At 52.0% G+C, this 26,196-nt stretch carries 26 protein-coding genes and 3 pseudogenes; 15 read left to right on the forward strand and 14 right to left on the reverse strand.

The genetic code is table 11. The features are described from left to right. Positions 1 to 51: 51 nt before the first annotated feature. Positions 52 to 1,074, forward strand: coding sequence for a DUF4431 domain-containing protein (locus ACLJTG_RS16155; protein WP_239699644.1), 1,023 nt, complete (start codon positions 52 to 54; stop codon positions 1,072 to 1,074). Positions 1,075 to 1,099: 25 nt separating this feature from the next. Further along, a complete protein-coding gene (locus tag ACLJTG_RS16160; protein ID WP_079951398.1) occupies positions 1,100 to 1,417 on the forward strand; it encodes a hypothetical protein in 318 nt (105 codons plus the stop codon). Positions 1,418 to 1,431: 14 nt separating this feature from the next. Here the strand turns inward: ACLJTG_RS16160 and ACLJTG_RS16165 are convergent, their stop codons facing one another. Next, positions 1,432 to 2,364 (reverse strand): DUF4424 family protein, encoded by a 933-nt coding sequence (locus ACLJTG_RS16165; protein WP_079951399.1) that lies wholly within the window; start codon positions 2,362 to 2,364, stop codon positions 1,432 to 1,434. Positions 2,365 to 2,438: 74 nt separating this feature from the next. On the opposite strand from ACLJTG_RS16165, the gene ACLJTG_RS16170 reads away from it, so the two are divergent. After that, positions 2,439 to 3,602: a DUF4431 domain-containing protein gene (locus ACLJTG_RS16170; RefSeq protein WP_020839581.1), complete on the forward strand. Its 1,164-nt coding sequence runs from the start codon at positions 2,439 to 2,441 to the stop codon at positions 3,600 to 3,602. A gap of 88 nt (positions 3,603 to 3,690) precedes the next feature. Further along, positions 3,691 to 3,783, forward strand: a pseudogene (locus ACLJTG_RS16175) (hypothetical protein); the annotation flags it as partial. A 39-nt stretch (positions 3,784 to 3,822) separates the two neighbouring features. Here the strand turns inward: ACLJTG_RS16175 and ACLJTG_RS16180 are convergent. Together ACLJTG_RS16180 and ACLJTG_RS16185 are read right to left on the reverse strand one after the other, a co-directional pair. Beyond that, positions 3,823 to 4,287 carry a membrane protein gene (locus ACLJTG_RS16180; protein ID WP_000110437.1) on the reverse strand — a complete coding sequence of 155 codons (465 nt, stop codon included), beginning with the start codon at positions 4,285 to 4,287 and terminating at the stop codon, positions 3,823 to 3,825. A gap of 417 nt (positions 4,288 to 4,704) precedes the next feature. Further along, positions 4,705 to 5,028, reverse strand: a complete 324-nt coding sequence (locus tag ACLJTG_RS16185; protein ID WP_001101535.1) for a low molecular weight protein tyrosine phosphatase family protein — start codon at positions 5,026 to 5,028, stop codon at positions 4,705 to 4,707. A 270-nt stretch (positions 5,029 to 5,298) separates the two neighbouring features. Between ACLJTG_RS16185 and yacL the strand changes: the two genes are divergently transcribed. From yacL to ACLJTG_RS16210, 5 genes are all read left to right on the forward strand, one after another. After that, entirely contained in the window at positions 5,299 to 5,661 is a 363-nt protein-coding gene (gene yacL, locus ACLJTG_RS16190; protein ID WP_000384308.1) for a protein YacL, read from the forward strand. A gap of 234 nt (positions 5,662 to 5,895) precedes the next feature. After that, complete coding sequence (locus ACLJTG_RS16195) at positions 5,896 to 6,849, forward strand: 2-keto-3-deoxygluconate permease 1 (RefSeq protein WP_001022089.1); 954 nt, start codon at positions 5,896 to 5,898, stop codon at positions 6,847 to 6,849. After that, positions 6,846 to 8,117, forward strand: a complete 1,272-nt coding sequence (dtnK, locus tag ACLJTG_RS16200; RefSeq protein WP_000783302.1) for a D-threonate kinase — start codon at positions 6,846 to 6,848, stop codon at positions 8,115 to 8,117. Before ACLJTG_RS16195 ends, dtnK begins: the two co-directional genes overlap by 4 nt. Then, positions 8,107 to 9,090: a D-threonate 4-phosphate dehydrogenase gene (locus tag ACLJTG_RS16205; protein WP_000448745.1), complete on the forward strand. Its 984-nt coding sequence runs from the start codon at positions 8,107 to 8,109 to the stop codon at positions 9,088 to 9,090. Before dtnK ends, ACLJTG_RS16205 begins: the two co-directional genes overlap by 11 nt. A gap of 9 nt (positions 9,091 to 9,099) precedes the next feature. Further along, the gene (locus ACLJTG_RS16210; protein WP_000678254.1) at positions 9,100 to 9,867 is read left to right on the forward strand and encodes a DeoR/GlpR family DNA-binding transcription regulator; all 768 of its coding nucleotides are present in this window, start codon (positions 9,100 to 9,102) and stop codon (positions 9,865 to 9,867) included. Positions 9,868 to 9,896: 29 nt separating this feature from the next. On the opposite strand, the gene speD is transcribed toward ACLJTG_RS16210, so the two are convergent. From speD to ACLJTG_RS16225, 3 genes are all read right to left on the reverse strand, one after another. Beyond that, positions 9,897 to 10,691, reverse strand: a complete 795-nt coding sequence (gene speD, locus ACLJTG_RS16215) for an adenosylmethionine decarboxylase (protein ID WP_000734279.1) — start codon at positions 10,689 to 10,691, stop codon at positions 9,897 to 9,899. Between the two features lie 20 nt (positions 10,692 to 10,711). Continuing rightward, positions 10,712 to 11,572: a polyamine aminopropyltransferase gene (speE, locus tag ACLJTG_RS16220; protein WP_052932272.1), complete on the reverse strand. Its 861-nt coding sequence runs from the start codon at positions 11,570 to 11,572 to the stop codon at positions 10,712 to 10,714. Positions 11,573 to 11,678: 106 nt separating this feature from the next. Further along, the gene (locus ACLJTG_RS16225; RefSeq protein WP_000846613.1) at positions 11,679 to 12,026 is read right to left on the reverse strand and encodes a YacC family pilotin-like protein; all 348 of its coding nucleotides are present in this window, start codon (positions 12,024 to 12,026) and stop codon (positions 11,679 to 11,681) included. Positions 12,027 to 12,227: 201 nt separating this feature from the next. Here ACLJTG_RS16225 and cueO point away from each other — a divergent pair, with 201 nt between their 5' ends. Continuing rightward, the gene (cueO, locus tag ACLJTG_RS16230; RefSeq protein ID WP_079951400.1) at positions 12,228 to 13,838 is read left to right on the forward strand and encodes a multicopper oxidase CueO; all 1,611 of its coding nucleotides are present in this window, start codon (positions 12,228 to 12,230) and stop codon (positions 13,836 to 13,838) included. Positions 13,839 to 13,915: 77 nt separating this feature from the next. On the opposite strand, the gene ACLJTG_RS16235 is transcribed toward cueO, so the two are convergent. After that, complete coding sequence (locus tag ACLJTG_RS16235) at positions 13,916 to 16,306, reverse strand: glucose/quinate/shikimate family membrane-bound PQQ-dependent dehydrogenase (protein WP_000829739.1); 2,391 nt, start codon at positions 16,304 to 16,306, stop codon at positions 13,916 to 13,918. Positions 16,307 to 16,511: 205 nt separating this feature from the next. On the opposite strand from ACLJTG_RS16235, the gene hpt reads away from it, so the two are divergent. Continuing rightward, on the forward strand, positions 16,512 to 17,048 hold the full coding sequence (hpt, locus tag ACLJTG_RS16240; protein WP_000683342.1) for a hypoxanthine phosphoribosyltransferase: 537 nt from the start codon (positions 16,512 to 16,514) through the stop codon (positions 17,046 to 17,048). Positions 17,049 to 17,105: 57 nt separating this feature from the next. Here hpt and can read toward each other — a convergent pair whose 3' ends face one another. Then, on the reverse strand, positions 17,106 to 17,768 hold the full coding sequence (gene can, locus ACLJTG_RS16245) for a carbonate dehydratase (RefSeq protein ID WP_000651591.1): 663 nt from the start codon (positions 17,766 to 17,768) through the stop codon (positions 17,106 to 17,108). A 108-nt stretch (positions 17,769 to 17,876) separates the two neighbouring features. Between can and ACLJTG_RS16250 the strand changes: the two genes are divergently transcribed. From ACLJTG_RS16250 to ACLJTG_RS16265, 4 genes are all read left to right on the forward strand, one after another. Continuing rightward, the gene (locus ACLJTG_RS16250; RefSeq protein ID WP_000150617.1) at positions 17,877 to 18,803 is read left to right on the forward strand and encodes an ABC transporter ATP-binding protein; all 927 of its coding nucleotides are present in this window, start codon (positions 17,877 to 17,879) and stop codon (positions 18,801 to 18,803) included. Continuing rightward, a complete protein-coding gene (locus ACLJTG_RS16255) occupies positions 18,800 to 19,570 on the forward strand; it encodes an ABC transporter permease (protein ID WP_000983418.1) in 771 nt (256 codons plus the stop codon). The genes ACLJTG_RS16250 and ACLJTG_RS16255 overlap by 4 nt, the downstream gene beginning before the upstream one ends. A gap of 104 nt (positions 19,571 to 19,674) precedes the next feature. Continuing rightward, on the forward strand, positions 19,675 to 20,115 hold the full coding sequence (locus ACLJTG_RS16260) for a PTS sugar transporter subunit IIA (protein ID WP_000901966.1): 441 nt from the start codon (positions 19,675 to 19,677) through the stop codon (positions 20,113 to 20,115). Between the two features lie 61 nt (positions 20,116 to 20,176). Continuing rightward, positions 20,177 to 21,406, forward strand: coding sequence for a polysaccharide deacetylase family protein (locus ACLJTG_RS16265; RefSeq protein ID WP_000245322.1), 1,230 nt, complete (start codon positions 20,177 to 20,179; stop codon positions 21,404 to 21,406). Between the two features lie 6 nt (positions 21,407 to 21,412). Here the strand turns inward: ACLJTG_RS16265 and panD are convergent, their stop codons facing one another. From panD to staE, 6 genes and pseudogenes are all read right to left on the reverse strand, one after another. Beyond that, entirely contained in the window at positions 21,413 to 21,793 is a 381-nt protein-coding gene (gene panD, locus ACLJTG_RS16270) for an aspartate 1-decarboxylase (protein WP_000621526.1), read from the reverse strand. Between the two features lie 94 nt (positions 21,794 to 21,887). After that, positions 21,888 to 22,742 carry a pantoate--beta-alanine ligase gene (gene panC / locus ACLJTG_RS16275; RefSeq protein WP_198898314.1) on the reverse strand — a complete coding sequence of 285 codons (855 nt, stop codon included), beginning with the start codon at positions 22,740 to 22,742 and terminating at the stop codon, positions 21,888 to 21,890. Between the two features lie 125 nt (positions 22,743 to 22,867). Further along, positions 22,868 to 23,662 (reverse strand): 3-methyl-2-oxobutanoate hydroxymethyltransferase, encoded by a 795-nt coding sequence (gene panB, locus ACLJTG_RS16280; protein ID WP_198898315.1) that lies wholly within the window; start codon positions 23,660 to 23,662, stop codon positions 22,868 to 22,870. Between the two features lie 109 nt (positions 23,663 to 23,771). Then, positions 23,772 to 24,911: pseudogene (locus ACLJTG_RS16285) on the reverse strand (fimbrial-like adhesin); the annotation flags it as partial. A gap of 72 nt (positions 24,912 to 24,983) precedes the next feature. After that, positions 24,984 to 25,568: a fimbrial-like protein gene (locus tag ACLJTG_RS16290; protein WP_001253683.1), complete on the reverse strand. Its 585-nt coding sequence runs from the start codon at positions 25,566 to 25,568 to the stop codon at positions 24,984 to 24,986. Between the two features lie 11 nt (positions 25,569 to 25,579). After that, positions 25,580 to 26,189, reverse strand: a pseudogene (staE, locus tag ACLJTG_RS16295) (fimbrial protein StaE). Between the last annotated feature and the right edge of the window lie 7 nt (positions 26,190 to 26,196).

Here is a 26,196-nt window from a genome sequence, read left to right on the forward strand (position 1 = left end):
TTTTTATTATTAATAATTTGCCAAAATATATTTGCCGAAGAAATAAAACCATTGCCACAAGGTGATACCTGGCGCAAATATATTGCCCTGTCGCTGCGCGATGAAGAAGGGCTTGAGGATGGGCTGTTTAACCTGCGGCGGATTGAAGCAAACAGTAGCATTGCTTACGTTTGTGGCTTAATAAAAGACAAAAACGATAATTTTCTGACGGATGGGCAAAATCAATATCATCTTTATGACCGCGTGATGGCGATAGGTTATCGCTGGAGTTGGGGCAGCGTTGTGCGCTTTGATAAAACCATTGCTTCGCCGCAGGATGTTCACTGCCATTATGGTAAAAACGTACCGTTAACGTCTGCGCTCTTACGTGAGCAGGTCGCCGCGCAAGGGCGCAAAAATATTTGCCAGCCGGTAAAAGCCAGCGACCCGCTGCGAAGCGATATTCTGAACGGCCTGCGCGCCAGTTATATTGGCGACAGCAATAGCTTAACCCTTAATGGCCCGCTGCCGACGGTAAAATTTATCGTCGAAGACCTTTGCGCCACGGAAGATTATGCTTACTTTTTGGGTAAGGCGACGGGAGATAAAACGAGTTTTTTTATCCATGATGACGCCAATAATCGGCTTCGCGTCGTGTTGAAAAAATCCCCGGATGGCGTGTGGCGCCCGCAGCCGGAAAACAACCTGCTGACACAACAATCTAAAGTGAGCGGCGGGTACTATAGCGATGGCACGCTGCGAGAAACCGATTTAGCGCAACTGGCGCAGGCGTGCAGGGTGGAGGGAGACACCGTTAACCTCACCGGCACGCTTCGCCAGCAGGGTGACGGCGAGTCCGCTTACTGGACCCTGACCCCGGATAACCCCCTTGACTGCGTGCGCGATGCCAATAAGCAGCAGCCTGGCTGGAACCAGACGATGCAACTGGTGCTAACCCCACAAGAGCGGGAATCGCTCAACAATTTGGTCGGTAAAAAAGTCAGCGTCGGCGGCGATATTTTTCTGGCCCTGAGCGCCTCGCATCATACGCCGCTGTTACTGGATAATATTTTTCGCTTAACGGAAATAAAGTGAATGAGAAAGTTATGGGGTTATAGGAATGCTATTGATGCTATGCGGCAACGTTGATGCGGCAGCTAAATTACAGTATTTACACGTTACTAACGGTGGGATGATGGCATTTTACGATGACGGTAACGCAAAAATGTGCGCGCGCTGCGAACCGATGGTGCAGAATCTCAAATCAATGAATAACAAGGCGCCTTATGCCCGTTGGAAACAAATGGGGGATGTCATAAAACTGAAGTCGCCAAATGGCGAGAGTGATTATGAATTTTACCAGCAGGGTAAAATTCTTTCTACCTGGTGGATTTTTAATTATAAGACGCTTCATGCGCTCGTGGATTTGAGTGAGTAAAGCGTTTTATGCCATCATTCGTACATGGATGATAAAGAATAAAACGTCACTGCCAGATTTTTCGCAGGCCGGAAATTTTTCTGTTTAAATTCCAGCGTAGTGGCGTTAATCCGCGTTAGCGGCGGCTGAAAGCAGGTGGTGATCACGTCGCCGTGAAGGCGCAGCGTAAACTCGCCGATGTCTCCCTCTTTCCACGCGGGATCACCGGTTAGCACCACATCCATCCGGTTTTGCCCCAAAGCGCCTGCCGGGCCTTGCGTCGCCATTAACTGATCCAGCGCCTGCTGTATTTGCTGGCGGTTTTCCGCCGTCGGGCAGGTGTTGTCATTGTCCAGCTCATCCGTTGACATTAGCGCGCCGAGTGACACGCTCGGGGTATAAACCTGGTGGATAGTCACCGCTTTCCCCGCCGGAAAGGTCTGCTGCCAGATGAAGTTGCGCTGGATAGTAAACTGCGGCTGATTATCCTTAAACCATTCCGGCGGCAGCGCCGGGTGATCCGCCGGAGGCGAAAATTCACCATCGCTTAGCGCGGCGATCAGTTGCTCCACCGTCCAGCCAGCCTGCTGAAGTTTATCGGTGATCTCTTCCTGCGGAGCATTCAGTACTACGGTCCAGCGTGGTTGCGGGGTCACGATCTGACCATCGACGCGGATTTTAATGTTGCGGATGCCGGGGATGTAATCTTCACCGGCTTCGTTAACGTCGCTAAATGACAGCGGCGGCATGGGGAAAACGACAGGAACGGTAATATCCTGCGCGGTCGGATTCACAAACAAATAATCGGCATTAATCCGATCGCGTTCAATTAACAGACGCTCTTTCGCCAGTTGAATATCGCTCTGTGCCAGTAAATGTAATGAACTATTCGCCACGGCCTCATTGGCTTGCGCCGGATGAGGCAATACTGCCAGCAATAACGGGAAACCGAACGCGATCTTTTTCATGAGCAAATGATTACTGATAATAACGCAAAGCGCTATTATTGCACCCTCAATGCAATTTTTCGACGGTCACGTTCATGCGTTATTTTTTATTGGTGTTGGTGATGGTTTGTTGCAATTTATATGCATCAGATATGTTCCCGCTGAAGCCTGATGAAAATCCACGTGGCGCTATTGCGTTAACGCTACGCGAGGAGGTTGGGCTATTAAACGCCCGCTTCGATATCAAGCGGATTGAAATCAACGAGACGCGCGAACTGGCCTATTTTTGCGGCCTGCTAAAAGATACTGACGGTCAATATATTAAAGATGAAGATGATAAATATTATCTCTTCGATCGTATTCTGCTGGACAGCGGTACCGAAGGGTGGGTGAGTACGGTTTACCTGGATGAAGAGTTTAGCGCGCCGGAGCAAGCGAAGTGCCACTTTGCCGGGAATGTTGACCTGAAGTCACAGGAATTACGCGCGCTGGTGAAACAGTACGGGCGCATCGCAGCTTGCCTGCCGGTAGAAAAAGGCGATCCGTTGCGCACGCAACTGCTTGACGCGGTACGTGAAAACTACGTTGGCGATCTTAATCGTAAAACAACGCTGAATAATACGCCTGTGCCATCCTTCGTGGTGACGCAGCTATGCGCGGCGCAAAAATATGCCTATTTTTGTGGCGAACCAGCCAATGCCGATGCTGACTGGTATAGTCAGGATAGTAAAAAGTTGGATGTGGTATTGGTATTGCAGAAAGACGCTAATAATACATGGTGGTTGCCCGTTCCTCAATTTCAGGGCATTAGTCGCCAAAGCTCACTGGCCTGGTGTAACCACAGCACCGACATTTTGCCAGTCAAAACGGTTGAAGAAATGGCGAAAAAACGGCAACAGCGCTGCGTGCGGGAAGGCGATACCGTGTCATTGCGCGGAATACTGGCAGAGCAAAAAAGCGGCGCGCAGCGTTATTGGGTGGTTAAACTCGAAGAACCGTTAACCTGCGTCCAGGATGCCGACATGCAGACAGCCGACTGGAATGGGCAAGTGCAACTCTTGTTGAGCGATGAGATCATAGAAAGAGTTAAAGTACAGTACGGCGACGATTTGTTAAACCAAGACGGCGACAGTTTGTTAAACCAAGAAATTGTTGTCACAGGTGATGTTTTACTGGCATTAAGTTCAGATCACCACACGCCACTGGTACTGGAGAATATTGTGGAACTCATGCCCGTGATGGAGGGGCCGGGCTGGTGATGTGAGACTCTCCATTTTTAATGACTGCGCTCTTCCGGCGCATAATAAAAGGTCATCGACAGATCGTTTTCCGGCTTCTGCGGAGCTGGCGGCGGTAGATACTTACCGTTACCTGAACTTCGACCAGCTCTCTCAGTACACTGAGAAAGCTGATGGGGTGATTTTCCAGACTGCGGTGTAAAAGTGACTGGCCCGGATTTCCGGGCCCGAATGGCGCTTCTTATTTATTATTACGCTTCACTTCCCGTAGCCCCGGCAAATACGTAATTACCCCGCCCATTATTGCCCCGGCTACAATCGCTGGAATAAGCATGATCAATACTTCACCATATATTAATGGCAGTATGCTTATGTCAAAACCATATCGCGCAAAATTAAACAGCGTCGTGATCAGACCACCTGCAATGGCGCAAAGGATCATCCTGTTAATTATTTTTTGATATAATTTCAGGGGTATCAGCGCGCAGGCGACACCGGTTAACCATGCGGGGAGGAGACTGTATATCCAGCCGGTAATAATCACTAATTCTGGTATTGTTCTGCAGAAATACAACAAAAATGAGTCTGGTCCGCCAATAATGGCGGGTAAAAAGTTTATGATACCTATCGCGATGGCTGCGCCTATTAACGGCCCAAACAGAATAAACCAACCGCTATGATAAATTATTCGTCGAAATACAGACATAATGTATCCTTCCTGAATTTTCCTTCAACCGTCTGACAAAAAATACAACTCACTACGGCTTCTCTGCTGATATCGCCCATTGCTGGAGCTCAGTTGAAAAGCGCTTATCAAGTAGCCAACAATTTCATGACAACGACCCGGATGATAAGGAAGCGTCTGAAAGACTAGCAGGCATCGGCGTGGCAGGGTATTGATGATTTCTGAAAAAAAACGCCAGAGGGACACCGGGCTGGTAATGCTATAACTGGATGAGGGTCAGCCGTTTTTAATGACTGCTCTCTTCCGGCGCATAATAAAAGGTCATCTAAACGGCGCGCTGCCTGATGTGAAATTTGTCGTCGAGTTTTCGCTTAACGGAGATTAAGTGAATGTAAACGTGATGGATGAGGGAAATTTTCTTGCAGCTATTGGTAATGCCTATATCCCCAGCATGTCCGGCACCAGCTCTTCCAGTTGCCTGACCAGTTCAGGGTCCATATAGCGATAATCATCGGGGATATCGAGTACGTGCAGGGGCTTATTTTCAATAATACGACGATATTCAGCCATCAACCGGTCTTTATGTTTCTGCTCCATAACGCAGATAACGTCAGCCCACTGAAGTAACCCGCACGACACGCTTTTTTTGGCGTTGCGGCTGGTGCCAGCGGAACGGACGCTAAGGCCAGGATAGCGGCGGAACACCTGCTCCGCCGTGGGGCTGCGCCATTGATTTCGGCTGCATATGAAAAGCACATTCATTAAATAAATACTCTTCCAGATCGCGCTTCGCTAACGGCGAGTTTGTGAATCGTGGAGACTTAATACCCCACGGTGCGGCACGTAGCACTTTGTCGGAGTGCGTGTAGATATATTGAAGCGCTAGAGTGACTTTCTGTATGAATAATAAACTGTTTTGGCATTTTTATTTTATCTTTTGTGCGCCCCGCTGTTTTTCTTTCACCGTGCTGCGATAATTACCTTAAGGCGCAATGCGGTATTGGCGCATTGCCAGGGCAGAGGAAAACAATTATGGATTACGAATTTCTGCGCGACGTTACCGGAGGGGTAAAAGTACGAATGTCGATGGGCCACGAGGTGGTCGGTCACTGGTTTAATGAAGAGGTTAAAGACAACCTCTCGCTACTGGATGAAGTAGAACAAGCCGCGCGTACGGTCAAAGGCAGCGAACGCTCCTGGCAACGAGCAGGGCATGAATACACGATCTGGATGGACGGCGAAGAAGTGATGATTCGCGCCAATCAACTGGATTTTTCCGGCGATGAGATGGAAGAGGGGATGAGTTATTACGATGAAGAGAGTTTATCCCTGTGCGGCATGGAGGATTTTCTACGGGTCGTCGCCGCGTATCGGGAATTCGTCAGTAAAGCCTGACCCTCTCTTCGTTATTGTCCCGCAACGCCAGTCGACGGACAGTTGGGGGCGGTAGTGGAAACGAAATCACCACACATTCCAGCCGGGAGTATCCCGGCTTTTTTATTGCAGAATGATTTTTTGATTTTTATTAATCATTTTAAAACTGTGATCTGACGCGTTTGTGATCTTAATTTGATTGAATATAATCGTTATGATTTTATTCAATCACAACAAGCAACAGGCGGTAAGACCATGAACATCAAAAAAGCAATAGAGCGCGTACCCGGCGGCATGATGGTCGTACCGCTCGTTATTGGCGCAGTCATTAACACCTTCGCCCCGCAGGCGCTTGAGATCGGCGGTTTTACCACCGCCTTATTTAAAAACGGCGCGGCGCCGCTAATTGGCGCTTTTCTGCTGTGTATGGGAGCCGGTATCAGTGTGAAAGCCGCGCCCCAGGCGTTATTGCAGGGCGGGACGATTACGCTCACTAAGTTGCTTGTCGCCATCGGCATTGGCCTGGGCGTGGAGCATCTTTTCGGCGCGGAGGGTATTTTTGGCCTGAGCGGCGTGGCGATTATCGCGGCGATGAGCAATTCAAATGGCGGACTTTATGCTGCGCTGGTAGGCGAATTCGGCAATGAGCGCGACGTCGGCGCTATCTCTATTTTGTCTCTTAATGATGGCCCTTTCTTTACGATGATTGCGCTGGGCGCGGCAGGGATGGCGAACATTCCCATTATGGCGTTGGTGGCGGTGCTGGTTCCGCTGGTTGTCGGCATGATCCTCGGCAATCTTGATCCTCATATGCGCGATTTTTTGACCAAAGGCGGCCCGCTGCTCATTCCTTTCTTTGCTTTTGCGCTGGGGGCGGGCATCAACCTGGAAATGTTACTGCAAGGCGGACTTGCCGGAATTCTGCTCGGCGTGCTGACAACGTTCGTTGGCGGTTTCTTTAATATTCGCGCAGATCGTCTGGTTGGCGGAACTGGCATTGCCGGGGCGGCGGCCTCCAGCACCGCGGGTAATGCCGTTGCGACGCCGCTGGCTATTGCGCAGGCCGACCCTTCGCTCGCCGAGGTGGCCGCTGCTGCCGCTCCGCTGATTGCCGCCTCGGTGATCACCACGGCAATCCTGACGCCAGTGTTGACCTCCTGGGTTGCGAAAAAACAGGCGCGTCAGGCTTCTTTGGAGAAAAACGCATGAAAATGATGGTTATCGCCGATGATTTTACCGGATCGAATGATACCGGCGTCCAGTTGGCGAAGAAGGGGGCGAGAACGGAAGTCATGTTGAGCGCGTCGCAAAAACCGTCCCGCCGCGCCGATGTGTTAGTCATTAACACCGAAAGCCGGGCGATGCCCGCAGATCAGGCGGCATCTGCCGTTTATGCCGCGCTTTCCCCGTGGTGTGAGACATCGCCAGCGCCGCTGGTGTACAAAAAAATCGACTCCACATTTCGCGGCAATATCGGCGCCGAAGTGACGGCGGCCATGCGCGCCAGTCAGCGAAAACTGGCCGTTATCGCCGCCGCGATCCCTGCGGCCGGACGCACGACGCTTGAAGGAAAATGTCTGGTTAATGGCGTCCCGCTACTGGAAACCGAATTTGCCAGCGATCCGAAAACGCCCATTGTCTCTTCCCGCATTGCCGAGATAGTGGCGTTGCAAAGTGAGATCCCTGTGTATGAAGTCTTTTTGCAGGATGTCCGACGCGGCGGGTTAAGCGCCTTACTTACGGCTTATGCGGCTGAGGGCGAAGGGATTATCGTCGTGGATGCGGTGGAAGAGCGGGACCTGACGTTGATTGCGCAAGCGGCGTGCGAACAACCGTCGATGCCGCTGCTCGTCGGCGCAGCAGGTCTGGCGAATGCGTTGCCGGTTGAACTTTTTATGCAAGACCGGCAGCGGCTGCCGGTACTGGTGGTGGCCGGTTCGATGAGCGAAGCCACGCGACGTCAGGTGGATAATGCGCTGTGCCGGGGACGTGCGGAGGTCGTGGATATTGATGCCGCGCGCATGGTGTCGGATAGCGCGGAGCAGGAAATCGCGTCTGTCGTAGAGCAGGCCTGCGCGCTGTTAAGTCAGCATCGACATACGATTTTACGCACCAGCCGTCGCGCAGAAGATCGACAGCTAATCGACGCGCTATGCGAAAAATCCGCGATGAGCCGTCAGCAATTGGGCGAGCGACTGAGCCAGCGGCTTGGCGTCGTCACGTTAAACATTATCGAGCAGGCGCGGATTGGCGGGTTGTTTCTGACCGGCGGCGATATCGCTACCGCCGTCGCCGGCGCGCTTGGCGCTGAAGGTTATCGCATTCAGAGCGAGGTGGCGCCCTGTATTCCCTGTGGAACGTTTGTAAACAGCGAAATTGACGATCTGCCGGTCATTACCAAAGCGGGCGGATTCGGTTCAGACAGTACGTTGTGTGACGCGCTTTATTATATTGAGGAGATGTATTGTGGAGACTAAAACCGTTGCCATTACCATGGGCGATCCAGCGGGCATTGGGCCGGAAATTATTGTTAAAGCGCTAAGTGAAGACGGTCTCAACGGCGCGCCGCTGGTGGTTATTGGATGCCTCGCAACGTTGAAACGTTTACAGGCGAAGGGCATCACGCCGAACGTCGAGTTACGGGCCATTGAACGGGTCGCCGAAGCGCGTTTTGCGCCCGGCATCATTCATGTGATTGATGAGCCGCTGGCGCAGCCGGAGGCGCTGGAGGCCGGGAAAGTTCAGGCGCAGGCGGGGGATTTAGCGTATCGCTGCGTGAAGCGCGCCACCGAGTTAGCGTTACGGGGCGACGTACAGGCTATCGCTACCGCGCCGCTGAATAAAGAGGCGCTGCACCTGGCAGGGCACAACTATCCGGGCCATACCGAGCTGCTCGCGACCCTGACCCATAGCCGCGATTACGCGATGGTACTTTACACCGATAAACTAAAAGTGATTCACGTTTCAACGCATATCGCGCTGCGTAAATTCCTTGATACGTTAAGTACCGCGCGTGTCGAAACGGTGATTGGTATTGCTGATACTTTCCTCAAGCGTGTGGGTTACGTTAAACCGCGTATCGCCGTGGCAGGCGTGAATCCTCATGCGGGCGAGAATGGTCTGTTTGGCGATGAAGAGACGCGTATCCTGACGCCAGCCATTACCGATGCCCGCGCAAAAGGTATGGACGTTTATGGGCCGTGCCCGCCGGATACTGTATTTCTCCAGGCTTATGAGGGACAGTATGATATGGTGGTGGCGATGTATCATGATCAGGGGCATATCCCGTTGAAATTGCTTGGCTTTTATGATGGCGTGAATATCACCGCAGGGCTGCCGTTTATCCGGACTTCTGCCGATCATGGCACCGCATTTGATATCGCCTGGACGGGAAAAGCAAAATCTGAGAGCATGGCCGTATCGATCAAACTGGCAATGCAACTGGCATAATTCCCTGTTATGAAAGGACAACACCGTCTGGATCTCATTGTGGCGTATCTGAAAAACCATACGCTGGTTACGGTAGAACAGCTGGTTGAGGCGGTTGACGCATCGCCAGCCACTATCCGTCGCGATTTGATCAAGCTGGATGAGCAGGGCGTGATCAGCCGTAGTCATGGCGGCGTGGCGCTGCGGCGTTTTGAACCCGCCCAGCCCACCACCAATGAAAAACAACTGCGATCGCCCGCTGAAAAACGGGCGATCGCACGCGTTGCCGCATCGCTGGTCAATGCTGGCGATGCCGTCGTGCTGGATGCCGGTACGACAATGATGGAGCTGGCGAAATGCTTAACCCATCTTCCGCTGCGGGTCATCACCGTCGATCTGCATATTGCGCTGTTTTTAGCTGAGTTCCGGCAAATTGAAGTGACGATTGTCGGCGGTCGTATCGATGACAGCAGTCAGTCCTGTATCGGTGAGCATGGGCGCAAGCTGTTGCGCAGCGTTTATCCGAACATCGCGTTTATGAGCTGTAATTCATGGGGGGTAAAAACGGGCGTGACGACCCCAACGGAAGATAAGGCCGGGCTTAAACAGGAGATTATTGCTAATGCGCAGCGCAAAGTGTTGCTGGCGGACAGCAGTAAGTATGGCGCGCATTCGCTCTTTAATGTGGTGCCGCTTGAGCGCTTTAATGATGTGATTACCGACGTCAATCTGCCGCCGTCAGCGCAGGTTGAACTAAAAGGGCGCGCTTTTGCGCTAACGCTGGTGCAGCCGGAGTGACAGCGCCGTCAGGCACTGCCAGTGGTGAATCAGACCGCAGAAATATTGCGGCCGTAGTAAATCTCGCGCATCTCTTTCCACAGCGCGGCGGTGATCTGCTGGCGTTCGGTTTCAGTGAGATCTTCCGGTTTGGTGTGAAACATATAGTGCTTAAGATCGAACTCTTTAAGCAGCATCTTGGTATGGAAAATATTTTCCTGATACACGTTTACATCCACCATGTCATACAGCGACTTCATATCTTCCGACATAAAATTCTGAATGGAATTAATCTCATGATCGATAAAGTGTTTCATACCGTTGACGTCGCGCGTAAAGCCGCGCACGCGGTAATCGATGGTGACGATATCAGACTCTAGCTGGTGGATCAGGTAATTGAGCGCTTTTAGCGGTGAAATCACCCCGCAGGTTGACACTTCGATGTCGGCGCGAAAGGTGCAAAGCCCGCCTTCCGGATGGCTTTCCGGATAGGTATGCACACAGATATGGCTCTTATCGAGGTGCGCCACCACGGTTTCCGGCAGCGGGCCGGGATGTTCGGTTTGGTCGATAAGTTTCGGGTCGATCGGCTCTTCGCTCACCAGAATCGTGACGCTGGCGCCCTGGGGTTCATAATCCTGACGGGCGATGTTCAGGATGTTCGCGCCGATAATGGAGCAGGTCTCCGACAGGATCTCGGTCAGTCGGTTGGCGTTATAGAGTTCATCGATATAGGCGATATAGCCATCGCGCTCTTCTGCGGTTTTGGCGTAGCAGATATCGTAAATACAAAAACTCAGGCTTTTCGTCAGATTGTTAAAGCCATGCAGTTTCAGCTTTTTCAATTTTTATCACCTCCTTAACGTCACTGTGCGGACAGTGCGTCATGTAGATATTGCGGTAGCGCAAATGCAGCGGCATGAATAGCCGGGTTGTAATAGTGGCATTTGAGGCCAGCGGCATGAAAACGCGCCTGAATAATTTCGCTCGACAGGTGGCGAAGAGCGTCGTTGTCCGTCGCCCAGGCGAAGGTCATAATGCCGCCGTAATAGGTCGGAATCGCCGCCTGGTAGAAGCCGACATCGCTGAAGTAATGACTCAGCTTGCGGTGGCTGTCGAGCGCTTCATCCTGTTGCAGGAAGCACACGCCGTTCTGGGCGACAAAAATGCCGCCCGGATTCAGGCAACGCTTACAGCCTTCATAAAAGGCGGAGGTAAACAGGCTTTCGCCGGGGCCGATCGGATCGGTACAGTCGGAAATGATCACATCAAAGGTCTGATGGGTCTGATTGACGAAATTCACGCCGTCGTCGATCACCAGCGTAAAGCGCGGATCGTCGTAGCTGCCGGCATTGTGGTTGGGTAAATACTGGCGGCAAAACGAGACTACGCCAGCGTCTATCTCTACCATGGTGATGGTTTCGACGTTTTTATGCCGGGTAACTTCACGTAGCATTGCGCCGTCGCCGCCGCCGATAATCAGAACGTGTTTCGCATGACCGTGCGCCAGCAGCGGGACGTGGGTCATCATTTCATGATAAATAAACTCGTCGCGTTCGGTGGTCTGTACCACGCCGTCCAGCGCCATCACGCGGCCAAAAGCGGCGTTTTCAAAGATGATTAAATCCTGGTGATCGGTTTTTTCATGATACAGAACGTTGTCTACGGCAAAGTACTGACCAAACTGGTCGTGTAGCGTTTCATGCCACATCGTATTTTCGGCCATTGGCTGATACCTCCATTGTTAACACCCGTAAAAAAAGGGCGCAACATCATAGCTAACAATGACCGTGGATGCACGGTCATTATTTCAGCAATAGGATCGCGGAGGATTATTTAACGTAGGCTAACAGGCTCAGAGAATCGCGGGCCAGAGCTTTGCATTTTTTAGCGACCGGAATACCGATGCCGCTAAGATCGCGGTAGCTGTCTTCGCCCAACGATTTCATATCGAAGGTGTCGTAGTTACTCAGGTCCCACTGATTCTGCTGGGCAAAAAAGACCAGCGCACGGCGAATCTGACTGTTGGGTAAATTTTGGTAACCACAGTCATTTTTCAGAAAAACGAAAACCGCCGTTAAATCGGCCATATCTTCAGCTTCGGATTCAGTAAGCGCATAGCTATTTGCGCATAAGGCCATCAGGCTGCCAAACAACACGGGTCTGAAAAACGTCTTCATTGCTTCTACCACGGCATCAGGGAAAGTCAACGTTAACATACTGAGAACGTAGCGACGACTTTTATTATCAGGATTGGTCGCGGCGTTTTCATTCTTATTGTATTGCTGTCAGGAACGGTAAAGACGTGTTGCTGGCTTGACCTTCCCGTTAGGGCAGGGTCTAAGCTTAGACACCCGCCTGTTCATTATAAGGAAATGATTATGTTACGCCGTGATTTCTTAAAATATTCAGTGGCGCTGGGGGTTGCATCAGCGCTGCCGCTGTGGAGCCGCGCCGCTTTTGCCGCCGAACGTCCCGCGTTGCCTATTCCTGACCTGTTAACGGCAGATGCGAGCAACCGTATGCAGTTAATTGTTAAAGCCGGACAGTCGACATTCGCCGGTAAGAACGCGACAACCTGGGGCTACAACGGTAATTTGCTGGGGCCAGCGGTACAGCTTCACAAAGGAAAAAGCGTGACCGTTGATATCCATAACCAACTGGCCGAAGACACGACGCTTCACTGGCATGGTCTGGAGATTCCAGGCATCGTCGACGGCGGTCCGCAGGGGATTATTCCCGCAGGCGGAACCCGTACGGTGACGTTTACGCCGGAGCAACGCGCCGCGACCTGCTGGATTCATCCGCACAAACACGGCAAAACCGGGCGCCAGGTGGCGATGGGCCTTGCCGGACTGGTGCTGATTGAAGATGACGAGATTCGCAAATTGCGCCTGCCGAAACAGTGGGGCATCGACGATGTACCGGTGATCATTCAGGACAAACGTTTCTCCGCCGATGGCCAGATTGATTATCAACTGGATATTATGACCGCCGCCGTCGGCTGGTTTGGTGATACGCTGCTGACCAATGGCGCGATCTATCCGCAGCATTCCGCGCCGAAAGGCTGGCTACGTCTGCGCTTGCTAAATGGCTGTAATGCGCGTTCTCTGAATATCGCCGCCAGCGATAATCGCCCGCTTTATGTGATCGCCAGCGACGGCGGCCTGCTGGCGGAGCCGGTGAAAGTCACTGAACTGCCGTTATTAATGGGCGAGCGTTTTGAAGTGCTGGTGGATATCAGCGACGGGAAAGCCTTTGACCTGGTGACCCTGCCGGTCAGCCAGATGGGAATGGCGATCGCTCCGTTTGATAAACCGCATCCGGTGATGCGTATCCAGCCGCTGCGGATTACCGCCTCCGGTACGCTGCCGGATACGTTGACGACGATGCCGGCGTTGCCGTTGCTGGATGGGCTGACGGTGCGCAACCTGAAACTGTCGATGGACCCGCGCCTTGATATGATGGGGATGCAAATGCTGATGAAGAAATATGGCGCTCAGGCGATGAGCGGCATGGATCATGACAGCATGAACGCGCATATGCAGGGCGGCAATATGGGGCATGGCGAGATGGATCATGGCAACATGGATCACAGTGGGATGAATCATGGCGCGATGGGCAATATGAATCACGGCGGAAAATTCGACTTCCATAACGCTAACTTTATCAACGGCCAGGTCTTCGATATGAACAAACCGATGTTCGCGGCGCAAAAAGGCCGACATGAACGTTGGGTGATTTCCGGCGTGGGTGACATGATGCTGCATCCTTTCCATATTCACGGCACGCAGTTCCGTATTTTGTCAGAGAATGGCAAAGCGCCAGCGGCGCACAGAACGGGCTGGAAGGATACGGTACGCGTTGAGGGCGGTATCAGCGAAGTGCTGGTCAAGTTCGATCACGACGCGCCGAAGGAACATGCCTATATGGCGCACTGTCATCTGTTAGAACATGAAGATACGGGAATGATGTTAGGATTTACGGTCTGACCGATGTCTGCGACGCAGGCCGGGTAAGGCGAAACCGCCACCCGGCACAATGCCCGGCATACGCCGGGCATTAATGGTTATTTCGCGTCGTCAGGCAAAGCATAGGCCACGATATAGTCGCCCATCTTCGTACCAAACGAACCGTGGCCTCCGGCAGAAACGACCACGTACTGCTTACCGTTTACCTCATAGGTCATCGGCGTTGCCTGGCCTCCGGCGGGTAAACGTCCCTGCCACAGCTTTTCCCCGTTGCTCATGTTATAAGCGCGCAGGTAGTTGTCGGCGGTCGCGGCGATAAACAGCACGTTACCGGCAGTTGAGATTGGCCCGCCGAGCATGGGCATCCCCATGTTGAACGGCACCGGAACCGGCATCGGAAACGGCATACTGTCGCGCGGCGTCCCTATACGTTTCTTCCACACGATTTCATTGGTCTTCAGATCCAACGCGGAAATATAGCCCCAGGCCGGTTGTTTACACGGCAGGCCAAACGGCGAAAGGAACGGATTCAGCGTGACGCCGAATGGTACGCCGTACTGTGGCTGAATACCCGCTTCTGTACCAGTACCTTTCGCGTCTTTCGGCGGCTCCATTGGATTGCCCGGGCCGCGTGGGATCAGCTTCGAGACAAACGGCAGCGCCATCGGGTTAGCGATAGCGACCTGACGGTCTGGATCGACGGAAATACCGCCCCATTCAAACATCCCCAGGTTGCCAGGGAAGACCAATGTCCCCTGCTCGGATGGCGGGGTGAAGATACCTTCATAGCGCAACTGGTGGAACATAACGCGGCACACCAGTTGGTCGAACATGGTCGCGCCCCACATATCCGCGCCGGAGAGATCTTTTTTCGGGCGGAAGGTTAAATCAGAGAACGGCTGAGTTTTGGCGACATAATCGCCTTTTGCCGCGCCCTGCGGGACCGGTTTTTCCGGAGCGGGCACGACCAGCTCGCCATTACGTCTGTCCAGCACAAAGATATTACCGGTTTTCGCTGGCGCATAGATAACCGGAACGGTAGTACCGTCAACGGTAATATCCGCCAGCGTCGGCTGTGCCGGCAGGTCCATATCCCACAGATCGTGATGGACGGTCTGATAACTCCAGGCCAGTTTCCCGGTGGTGGCATTCAGCGCCAGGATGGAGCTGGCATAACGTTCCTGCTCCGGCGTGCGGTTACCGCCCCAGATATCCGGCGTGGTCACGCCCATCGGCAGATAGACCAGATCCAGTTTCGCATCATAGGCGGCAGGCGCCCAGGAGTTCGGCGAGTTAAAGGTAAAAGCGTGCTCATCGGCTGGAATCGCGTTCGGATCTTTCGCCCCAGGATCGAAGGCCCACAGTAGTTTACCGCTATTAACATCAAAACCACGGATAACGCCGGACGTTTCGCGAGTAGAGAAGTTATCCGTGACCGAACCGGCAATGACAATCGTTTTATCGGTGATAATCGGCGGCGACGTCGGTTCATATAGTCCCGGCGTGGTATCCGGCATATTGGTTTGCAGATTCAGGACGCCTTTGTTGGCGAAGGTTTCACACAGCTTGCCGGTTTCGGCATTCACCGCGAAAAGGCGACCGTCGTTGACCGGGAGGATAATGCGGCGCGGACAGTCGGCGATGACCTCCGGCGAGGCGGTATCCGCTTTGGCCTCATGATAAGAGACGCCGCGGCAGGTCACATGCTGGAAAGACGAATCGGTCTTCAACTGAGGATCAAAATGCCACTTCTCTTTACCGCTGGCGGCGTCCAGCGCGAACAGACGCTGGTGAGCTGTACACAGATAAAGCGTATCGCCGACTTTAATCGGGGTCACTTCGTTGGTGATTTCACCCGGATCGTTGGGTTGTTTCAGATCGCCGGTGCGGAAGACCCACGCTTCTTTCAGTTGGTGAACGTTATCCGCAGTGATCTGTTTCAGCGGCGAATAGCGTTGGCCTTCCTGATTACGTCCATAGGCCGGCCAGTCTTCGTCGGCGATCGACGAACTTGTTGCGGTGGGCGTGGCGTCGGCGCGAAGCGTACCGTTGATCTCCTGCGGGTCGTTGAAGCCGGCCCAGGTCAGAATGCCGCCGCTAATCAGCAGCGCCACGACCAGCGCCGCCACTGCGCCACTGGAAGGAACCACCAGCCGATGCCAGACAAACGGTAATATTAGCCAGATGCCGAAAAACACCAGGATATCGCTACGCGGCGTGAGCGCCCAGAAGTCGAACCCGACTTCCCACACGCCCCAAATCATTGTCGCCAGCAGCAGGGCGGCATACAGCCACAGCGCGGCACGTTTACTGCGCCATAGCAATCCGGCGACAACCAGCATCACGAGGCCCGCGATGGGGTAGTACCAGGAACCGCCAATAGCAACCAGCCAGACACCTCCGATAAGAAGATACAGCCCACAAAGTGCTGCAAAGAGGGCCGTCAGCGTCACGAGTAATCGTGGCGATCGTGCGTTATTTTCTGCCATAAAAAGACACCATCCCAAATTGTTAATTTTTTAGTAGCAATTAAGTATAGGAATTAACATGTGTGATCGTCATCACAAAATGAGCTTTCTTATCAAATGCCGCGAATGAATACGTTTGCTGTTATACTGCGTGCCTTGCGCGTCAATGCGGCGTTATTAGTCACCGGCATTGAGTGATTTGTTTTTAAATCATATGGTTATAAATATGAAACATACTGTTGAAGTCATGATCCCCGAAGCGGAGATCAAAGCACGTATTGCCGAGCTGGGTCGTCAGATTACCGAACGTTATAAAGACAGCGGCAGTGAAATGGTGCTGGTAGGTCTGTTGCGTGGCTCATTTATGTTTATGGCGGACCTGTGCCGTGAAGTTCAGGTTCCTCATGAAGTCGATTTTATGACCGCCTCCAGTTATGGTAGCGGTATGTCCACCACCCGCGACGTGAAAATCCTCAAAGATCTGGATGAGGATATTCGTGGTAAAGACGTGCTGATTGTCGAAGACATTATTGATTCCGGTAATACGCTGTCGAAGGTCCGTGAAATCCTGGGCCTGCGCGAGCCGAAATCGCTGGCGATTTGTACGCTGCTGGATAAACCGTCTCGTCGCGAAGTGGACGTGCCGGTTGAGTTCGTTGGCTTTTCGATTCCGGACGAATTTGTAGTCGGTTACGGTATCGACTACGCCCAGCGTTATCGCCATCTACCGTATGTTGGTAAAGTGGTGCTGCTGGACGAGTAAGCGCAGAAATGCCGGATGGCGTCGCTAAAGCGACTTATCCGGCCTATAGCTAATGGCTTATTGGTGGGGAATGTATTTCAGACTTAGGGCGGAGATACCCTTATGATAGCCGTTCTCCAGCGTTTCTCTGTTGGTGGCGGTGACGTCAAGATCGCGCAGCAGGCCATCATTGATACTGTACGCCCAGCCGTGAATGGTCACATTCTGCCCGCGTTTCCACGCTGACTGCATAATGGTGGAATGCCCCAGGTTATAGACCTGCTCCATGACGTTCAATTCATAGAGCGCGTCCAGACGTTGCTCTTCGGGCATTTTTCCCAACAGCGAGCTATGTTTAAGCCAGATGTCGCGGATATGCAGCAGCCAGTTATTAATCAAGCCCAGCTCAGGGTTTTCTACCGCAGCCTTGATACCGCCGCAACCGGAGTGGCCGCAAATGATAATATGCTCAACTTCCAGAACATCAACCGCATACTGAACCACGGAGAGACAGTTCAGATCGGTGTGAATAACCAGGTTAGCCACATTACGGTGAACAAACAATTCGCCCGGTTCAAGCCCGGTTAAACGCTCTGCGGGAACGCGGCTGTCGGAACATCCAATCCATAGAAAGCGCGGTTTTTGCGCTTGCGCCAGTTTCTCAAAAAATCCGGGGTCCTCTTCCACCAGCATTTTTGACCATAGTGCATTGTTGCTGATGAGTGTATCTATGTCTTTCATGGAAGTTAACGACCTGTAACCAAATAAGTGCGTTGGGCTAATATAGGGCAACTCCGTAATTATTTAAACCATATATAAAGTGTAAGAACGTAAAGTAAGTGAGAATTTATGACCATTGCGCTGGAACTTCAACAACTTAAAAAAACCTATCCCGGCGGCGTTCAGGCGCTGCGCGGCATAGATTTGCAGGTCGAAGCGGGGGATTTTTACGCGCTTCTGGGGCCAAATGGAGCAGGGAAATCGACCACCATCGGTATTATCAGCTCATTGGTTAATAAAACGTCCGGGCGCGTTAACGTTTTTGGTTACGACCTGGAAAAAGACGTGGTTAACGCCAAGCGACAGCTTGGACTGGTGCCACAGGAGTTTAACTTTAACCCGTTTGAAACGGTGCAACAGATCGTAGTGAATCAGGCCGGTTATTACGGCGTGGAGCATAAAGAGGCGGTTTTACGTAGCGAAAAGTATTTAAAACAGCTCGATCTGTGGGAAAAACGTCATGAACGCGCGCGGATGCTCTCCGGTGGGATGAAGCGCCGCCTGATGATCGCCCGCGCATTGATGCATGAGCCTAAACTATTGATTCTCGACGAGCCGACGGCGGGCGTCGATATCGAATTGCGTCGCTCGATGTGGGGGTTCCTGAAAGACTTAAACGCCAAAGGCACCACGATTATTCTTACCACCCACTATCTGGAAGAGGCAGAAATGCTGTGCCGCAATATCGGTATTATTCAGCACGGCGAGCTGGTGGAAAATACTTCCATGAAAAATCTGCTTTCAAAGCTGAAATCGGAGACATTTATTCTGGATTTAGCGCCAAAAAGCCCGCTACCTAAGCTTGCAGGTTATCAATATCGTCTGGTGGATACCTCGACTCTGGAGGTGGAAGTGTTACGCGAGCAGGGGGTTAACAGTGTCTTTAGCCAACTGAGCGAGCAGGGGGTTCAGGTATTAAGTATGCGTAATAAAGCCAACCGTCTGGAAGAACTGTTTGTGTCGCTGGTGCATGAAAAACAAGGAGATCGCGCATGATGCAGCTTTACTGGGTTGCCCTTAAAAGCATCTGGGCGAAAGAGATCCACCGCTTTATGCGGATCTGGGTGCAAACGCTGGTGCCGCCTGTCATCACCATGACGCTCTATTTTATTATTTTCGGTAACCTGATCGGTTCGCGCATCGGCGAAATGCATGGCTTTAGCTATATGCAATTTATTGTGCCGGGCCTGATTATGATGGCGGTCATTACTAACTCCTACGCCAATGTGGCCTCCTCGTTCTTTAGCGCCAAGTTTCAGCGCAATATTGAGGAACTGCTGGTCGCGCCGGTGCCAACGCACGTGATCATCGCCGGATTTGTCGGCGGCGGCGTGGCGCGCGGGCTGTGCGTGGGGATTCTGGTGACGGCGATTTCGCTCTTTTTCGTGCCTTTCCAGGTGCATTCCTGGGTATTTGTCGCGCTAACGCTGATTCTGACCGCGATTCTGTTCTCGCTGGCCGGACTGCTGAACGCCGTGTTTGCGAAAACCTTTGACGATATCAGTCTGATCCCGACCTTTGTGCTGACGCCGCTGACCTACCTCGGCGGGGTATTTTACTCGCTGACGCTGCTGCCGCCGTTCTGGCAAGGGTTGTCGCACCTGAACCCGATCGTCTACATGATCAGCGGTTTCCGTTATGGTTTTCTGGGTATCCATGATGTGCCGCTGGTGACAACGTTTGGCGTACTGGTGATCTTTATCGCTGCTTTCTATCTGCTGTGTTGGTCGCTGATCCAGCGCGGACGCGGTTTGCGTAGCTGATACGATTCTCCTCTTCTCCTGGAGGGAAGAGGAGACTTTTGACGGCTGTCATCATTCCTGATTGGTAACCCTGATAAACTACTTGCCTGCTAAGGAGGTAGGCTATGTTAGGTTGGGTGATTACCTGCCATGACGATCGTGCACAGGATATGCTTGATCGCCTGGAGAGAAAAAATGGTCCGCTGGCGCAATGCCGGGCGGTCAATTTTTGGCGCGGTCTGAGCTCAAACATGCTGAGCCGCATGATGTGTGATGCCCTCCATGCCACCGACTCTGGTGAAGGCGTGATATTTTTAACCGACATTTCCGGCGCGGCGCCTTATCGTGTAGCGTCGCTGATGAGCCATAAACATCCTCAATGTGAAGTTATTTCAGGCATTAGCTATTCATTGATAGAGGAAATGATTCCTTTGCGAGAGTCGATGAGCAGTTCAGCATTTCGCGACCAGATTGTCGCGCTTGGCGCGCCGGATGTCACCAGTCTCTGGCATCAGCAGCAGAAAAATCCGCCTTTTGTATTGCTGCATGATTTGTATGAGTTTTGATCAATACCATTGACGACGCTTTTGCTACAATAACGGCGTTTTTTCGCCTCGGTTATGATATATGGTTATGCGCGTTGTTCTTATCTTGCTGTTCTTTTTCGCCGGTAATGTGTTGGCTGCCTTGCCCGCTCGTTATATGCAAACGACGAAAGATGCCGCCATCTGGTCGCAGATTGGCGACAAAATGGTGACCGTAGGGAATATCCGCGCCGGACAAATTCTTTCCGTAACGCCTGTTGCGGTTGATTATTATGCCTTTAAATTTGGCTTCGGTGTGGGGTTTATCGATAAAGGCCATCTGGAACCCGTGCAGGGAAAACAAAAAGTGGAAGATGGGCTGGGCGATCTTAACAAGCCGCTCAGCAATCAGAATCTGGTGACCTGGAAGGACACGCCGGTGTATAACGCGCCGGACATCAGTAGCGCCCCGTTTGGCGTATTGGTGGATAATTTGCGTTACCCCATTATTAGCAAGCTGAAAGGCCGGCTACATCAAACCTGGTATCAGATCCGTATTGGCGACAGGCTGGCTTATGTCAACGCCATGGATGCGCAGGAAGACAACGGCATTCCGATTTTGACCTATCATCACATTTTACGTGATGAAGAGAATACCCGTTTTCGCCATACCTCCACCACGACTTCGGTTCGGGCATTCAGCAACCAAATGACCTGGCTTCGCGATCGCGGCTATGCCACGTTGACGATGTACCAACTGGAGGATTACATCTATAACCGCGCTAATTTTCCGGCGCGCGCGGTGGCTATCACCTTTGATGATGGCCTTAAATCGGTGAGTCGCTATGCGTATCCGGTATTAAAGCAGTACGATATGAAAGCGACGGCATTTATTATCTCATCGCGTATTAAGCGCCATCCGCAAAAATGGAATCCCAGGTCGCTGCAATTTATGAGCGTGTCCGAATTGCGCAAGATAAGCGATGTTTTTGATTTTCAGTCGCATACCCATTTTTTACACCGGGTAGACGGGCATCGCCGCCCGATTTTATATAGCCGCAGCTACCATAATATTCTGTTTGATTTTGAACGTTCGCGGCGGGCGCTCACACAGTTTACTCCGCACGTATTTTATCTTTCTTATCCCTTTGGCGGCTATAACGCGACCGCGATCAAAGCAGCAAAAGACGCCGGTTTCCATCTGGCGGTCACCACGGTGAGAGGGAAGGTGAAGCCGGGAGATAATCCGATGCTGCTCAAAAGGCTGTATATTTTACGCACGGATTCGCTGGAAACGATGTCGCGGCTGATAGTCAATCAGCCGCAGGGGTAAGGACTATCAGGCAACCTGAACCGGAATGGCTTTCGCGGTGCGCTTCATTTCGTTGTCGCCTTCAAAATAGGCCACTTTCGGACGCCATGTCCGGGCTTCTTCATCAGACATGGTGACGAAGCTGGCGATAATCACAATGTCGCCAACTTCAGCGCAGTGCGCCGCCGCACCGTTCACCGAGATGATTCTGGAGCCGCGTTCAGCCGCAATCGCATAGGTTGAGAAACGTTTCCCATTGGTCACGTTCCAGATATCAATCGCTTCGTTTTCCAGAATACCGGAGGCATCAAGGAAATCCTGGTCAATGGCACAGGAACCTTCGTAGTGCAGGTCCGCCTGCGTGACCTTTACACGGTGGAGCTTGCCTTGCAGCATGGTGCGAATCATAACTTCTTTACCCTGTCGTTTACCTTGGCTAAGCAGGCGCTTGTAGCCTGCTTTGGAAATTCTCAGGCAGTATTGCCCGATTTTTAACCCCTGTCTACTGGGCTAATGTAACGCTTTGATTATCGATCAGACGCGCCTGTCCCAGCCAGGCGGCAGCCAGAATCACTGCGCGTTTGCTGGTTTCCGTCAGCTCCAGCAGCGTGTCGGCATCACGGATTTGAATGTCGTCGGCACGGAAGCCTTTTTCATTCAGTTCCTGTTCGGCAATGGCAATAATCTCTTGCAGCTCACGATTACCCGCAATCAGTTTTTCAGCGATGCTATTCATCACGTTGTATAGACCCGGCGCAATTTTGCGCTGCTCTGCAGTCAGATAAGCGTTACGTGAGCTGAGCGCCAGCCCGTCTTTGGCGCGAATAATCGGCACGCCGACGATCTCAATGTCATAACTCATATCCGCCACCATTTTGCGGATCAGCGCCAGTTGCTGGAAATCCTTCTCGCCAAAGCAGGCGATATCCGGCTGGATCAGGTTGAACAGCTTGCTGACGATAGTCGAGACGCCGCGGAAATGACCTGGACGGCTGGCGCCTTCCAGCATGGTAGAGAGGCCGGGAACATCAACGTACGCCTGGCCTTCCAGCCCATGCGGGTAGATTTCCTCAACGGCTGGCGCAAAGACATAATCGACTTTGCGTTTGTTCAGCTTTTCACAATCTTCCTGCAGCGTGCGCGGATAACGCACCAAATCGTCCGGCCGGTCAAACTGCATCGGATTGACGAAAATGCTGGCGATCACCACATCAGCCCGGGCTTTTGCCTCATCGACCAGCTTCATATGGCCGTCATGCAGGTTGCCCATGGTGGGAACCAGTGCGACGCGTTTACCTTCCTGACGCAGACGACGAATATGCTGGCGCAGCAGCGGCAGGGTTTCAATGATTAGCACAACAAAACTCCTTGAGTTGCTTGATGATCCTGCCCGATGGCGCTGCGCTTATCAGGCCTACATCCGTTGAGGATCTGTAGGCCGGATAAGACGCGTCGCGTCGCCATCCGGCACGGTCAGAAAAATTAGTGAAAGCTGTGTTCTTCGCCCGGATAAACGCCGGACTCCACTTCAGCCATATACTGCTGTACGGCGGCGCGCATGTCGCCCGCTTCGGCAAGGAAATTTTTCGCGAATTTTGGAATATGACCGCCGGTGATGCCAAACGCATCGTGCATCACCAGGATCTGACCGTCGGTGACGTTGCCCGCGCCGATGCCGATCACCGGAATCGACAGCGCTTCCGTGACGCGCTTCGCCAGCTCAACCGGCACGCACTCCAGCACCAGCAGTTGAGCGCCAGCCGCTTCTAAAGCCAGCGCGTCATCCAGCAGCACTTGTCCGGCATCGCCGCGGCCCTGAATTTTATAGCCGCCGAAGATATTCACCGACTGGGGAGTTAATCCCAGATGGCCACACACCGGCACGGCGCGTTCGGTGAGCATTTTCACCGTATCCGTAAGCCATGCGCCACCTTCGATTTTGACCATATTAGCGCCTGCGCGCATGACCGTGGCCGCGTTTTCAAACGCCTGTTCCGGCGTGGCGTAAGCCATAAACGGCAGGTCGGAGAGCAGCAGGCAGTTCGGCGCACCGCGGCGTACCGCACGGGTGTGGTAGGCGATATCTTCCACGGTGACCGGCAGGGTGGAGTCGTGCCCCTGAATTGTCATGCCCAGCGAGTCGCCAACCAGCATCACATTGATGCCTTCATCAGCGAAGAGTTTGGCGAAGCTGTAATCGTACGCGGTAATGGTGGCGAAGCGCTTTTTCTCTTGTTTGCATTTCTGCAGCACAGCGATAGTAGTGGGTTTGCTCATAACCTCTCCGGCCATAATATTGATGAATAGAATGGCCGCATTGTAGGGGAAGAGAACCGCAAGCGTTAGCCCTTTCTGGGCAAATTGCGTTGCGGTTCGTTATAGGATTTTACGGATAGGTGATTGAAAATTGAGCGGTGGCTTTGAAATCACCTGGATTGATTGTTGGATTGTCACCATCGGGCTTTAAGGTTGCCTGGAAATACAACGATTTTGTCGCGCTTCCTACCGGGCTGCCGTCTCCGGTGTTATTGGTGGTATCTTTATAAATTGAGCTTGAGTCGTTAGGTTTGAGTACCATCTGGGCGCTCGAACTACTTTTCAAACCTTCAATTAAAACGCCAATGCCGCTGGCTTTCGTGTTGCTGGTTGAATTGTTGGTTAGTAGCGAGGTGTTTTTCGTCCCGACATTATTACTGGCCAATTTAACTTCAATATTATTGATGTACTGGCAGGAGGAGAGATTGATCTGGAACTTGGTCGGCGACAGCCCTTCCATAATCTGCTTTGGATAAAAGCTACCCAGCTTAACCGTTGATCCCGAAACATTGGTGCCGCTAATGGTACTGGCCGAGCAGGTTGGCCAGACGGCCTTAAGTCCTGTGGCGGCGAGGTTAAACTTCATTTTATAGTTTGATAATCCGCTGCCCGGGTTATCAATGTAGAAATCGGAGTCGCCGTTTTTAGACAGCGTAAAGCTTTGAAGCTGGGCTTCCGTCGGCGCGAAGTCAGAGTCGACATAGGCATAGATTTTCAGGCCATACATTAATTTGCCAAGGTTGCTATAAAGATTTGTTCTGGAGCAGGCTGACGGAAATTCCGTGAACTCGCTGGTGATCGGCGTTGAGGTCTTATCAAACCAGAAGGTGCTTGAGGTCATATTCTCTGCTGGCTGAAGGAAGGTCATCTCAATGGTGAAATAAAAACCGGGGATTGAGGTTTTATACAGCGGATGTCCATTATAGCTTTTGCCAGCAGAGATATAATTATGGGTCAGTTGAAGGTAGGTGTGGTTGCCGCTGCCGTTACAGAACATCTCCATAACGTACTGGATGCCGGACCAGTTAAAAACGGTAATCTGGCGCAGCGCCGTTTCCTTATGAATCGCGATGGTCTGCCCAAAATTGTGGCTGTTATCAGTGAATACCGAATCCCCGCTTGGGCCATCATGTTCACTGGAGGCGTAGTCGCCAACGACCAGGGTAGTATTTATGGCATAACAGTTGGACATGATAGCCATCATCAGGAAAAAGGCGGCAAATCATGTTGTGTTTTTTAAAAGCATATTAACGATATCCTTTCGTTTAATAAAATCTCCTGATTATTCATAGGAGACATTCACCAGTACACGGCTGCTAAGTTCACCGGTCGTCACTTTTTCGGCACTGCGTATTTTTTGCATTCTGGAGTAAAAGGTCCAGACGGTGTCGCTGTAGGTGCTGGCAGCAAAAGTCGCCCGCGATGAACCATCCGTATTAAGCACGTTGGTGCGTGGTGAATCGGTGGTGAAAATCACCACGCCGACATTGTCTACGCCACCAGCATCGGTAGCGATGTCATTAGGAAAAACTTGTTGATTCTCAGGTGAGAACTGCCCGTTTAGTGGTGCGAAATTAAAGGTAACATTGGTTATTTTACCATCACTGATCGGGCAAGAAATAAGCTTAATGGTGAACTCTTTCCCCCCCTCATAATCGGTTTCCGCGGTAATGCCATCGGCAAAATAGGCGGGCGCTATGGTGGCGAAGTTTACCGTTCCATTGCCATCTATCTTTATCTGGCAGGTGTCCTTCTGCACGCTGGCGGTGAAATTCACATTGGTATCGGCGTACAGCGTCGCGCTAAACAGGGCTGTTGCCAGCCCTGAAAATAACGTGGCGAGCGTGGGTTCGCGCAAACGTCTCATTGGTATCACCATTACTGGTAAGTGATGGTGAAGGTGGTGGGCGAGTAGAAATCTCCCGCTGTCATATTTTGAAGCGTACCGCCGCTTTGAGCGACCATCATAGCGCTTAAAGGAAAATCAACAGGCGTTGTTACACTTGCACCAGATAAATCCACGGTTTGTTCTGGTTTCGACCAGCAGTGAAGTTTTACCGCGCCAGTGCCTCCAGGGGTTTCTGTCGTCCATACTTCCATGGCGACCATTGCTGCCTTTGTTGTTGAAGTCGAGGCATTTGCGAATTGCCCATCAGTGCCGCTGCTCCCCGGGCATGCTACATTATTTGGGGCTAGTCTGAACTTAGCTTTTTTATCTTTGAGACCGACACAATCACTGAACCGTAACTTAAAGGGTTTTATTTTACTTTTTGCATATACATTCAGAAATGTAAACGTTGCCAAAAGCGATAGTATCGGTAATGGTATCACCTTCAACCACGGATGCAGAACACGTACCCGCAGTGATATTGGCGTTCACGGTCAGGTCCAGACTGTTGGTTCCATCGGCATATGTCATCGTTGATATGCCAGCTCCCGTGGCAATCAGCGAGCTAAAAATCACGACGCGCAATATTTGCTTTTTCATTATCATC

Source organism: Salmonella sp. SAL00672, from assembly GCF_046552175.1.
Classification (GTDB): Bacteria; Pseudomonadota; Gammaproteobacteria; order Enterobacterales; family Enterobacteriaceae; genus Salmonella; species Salmonella enterica.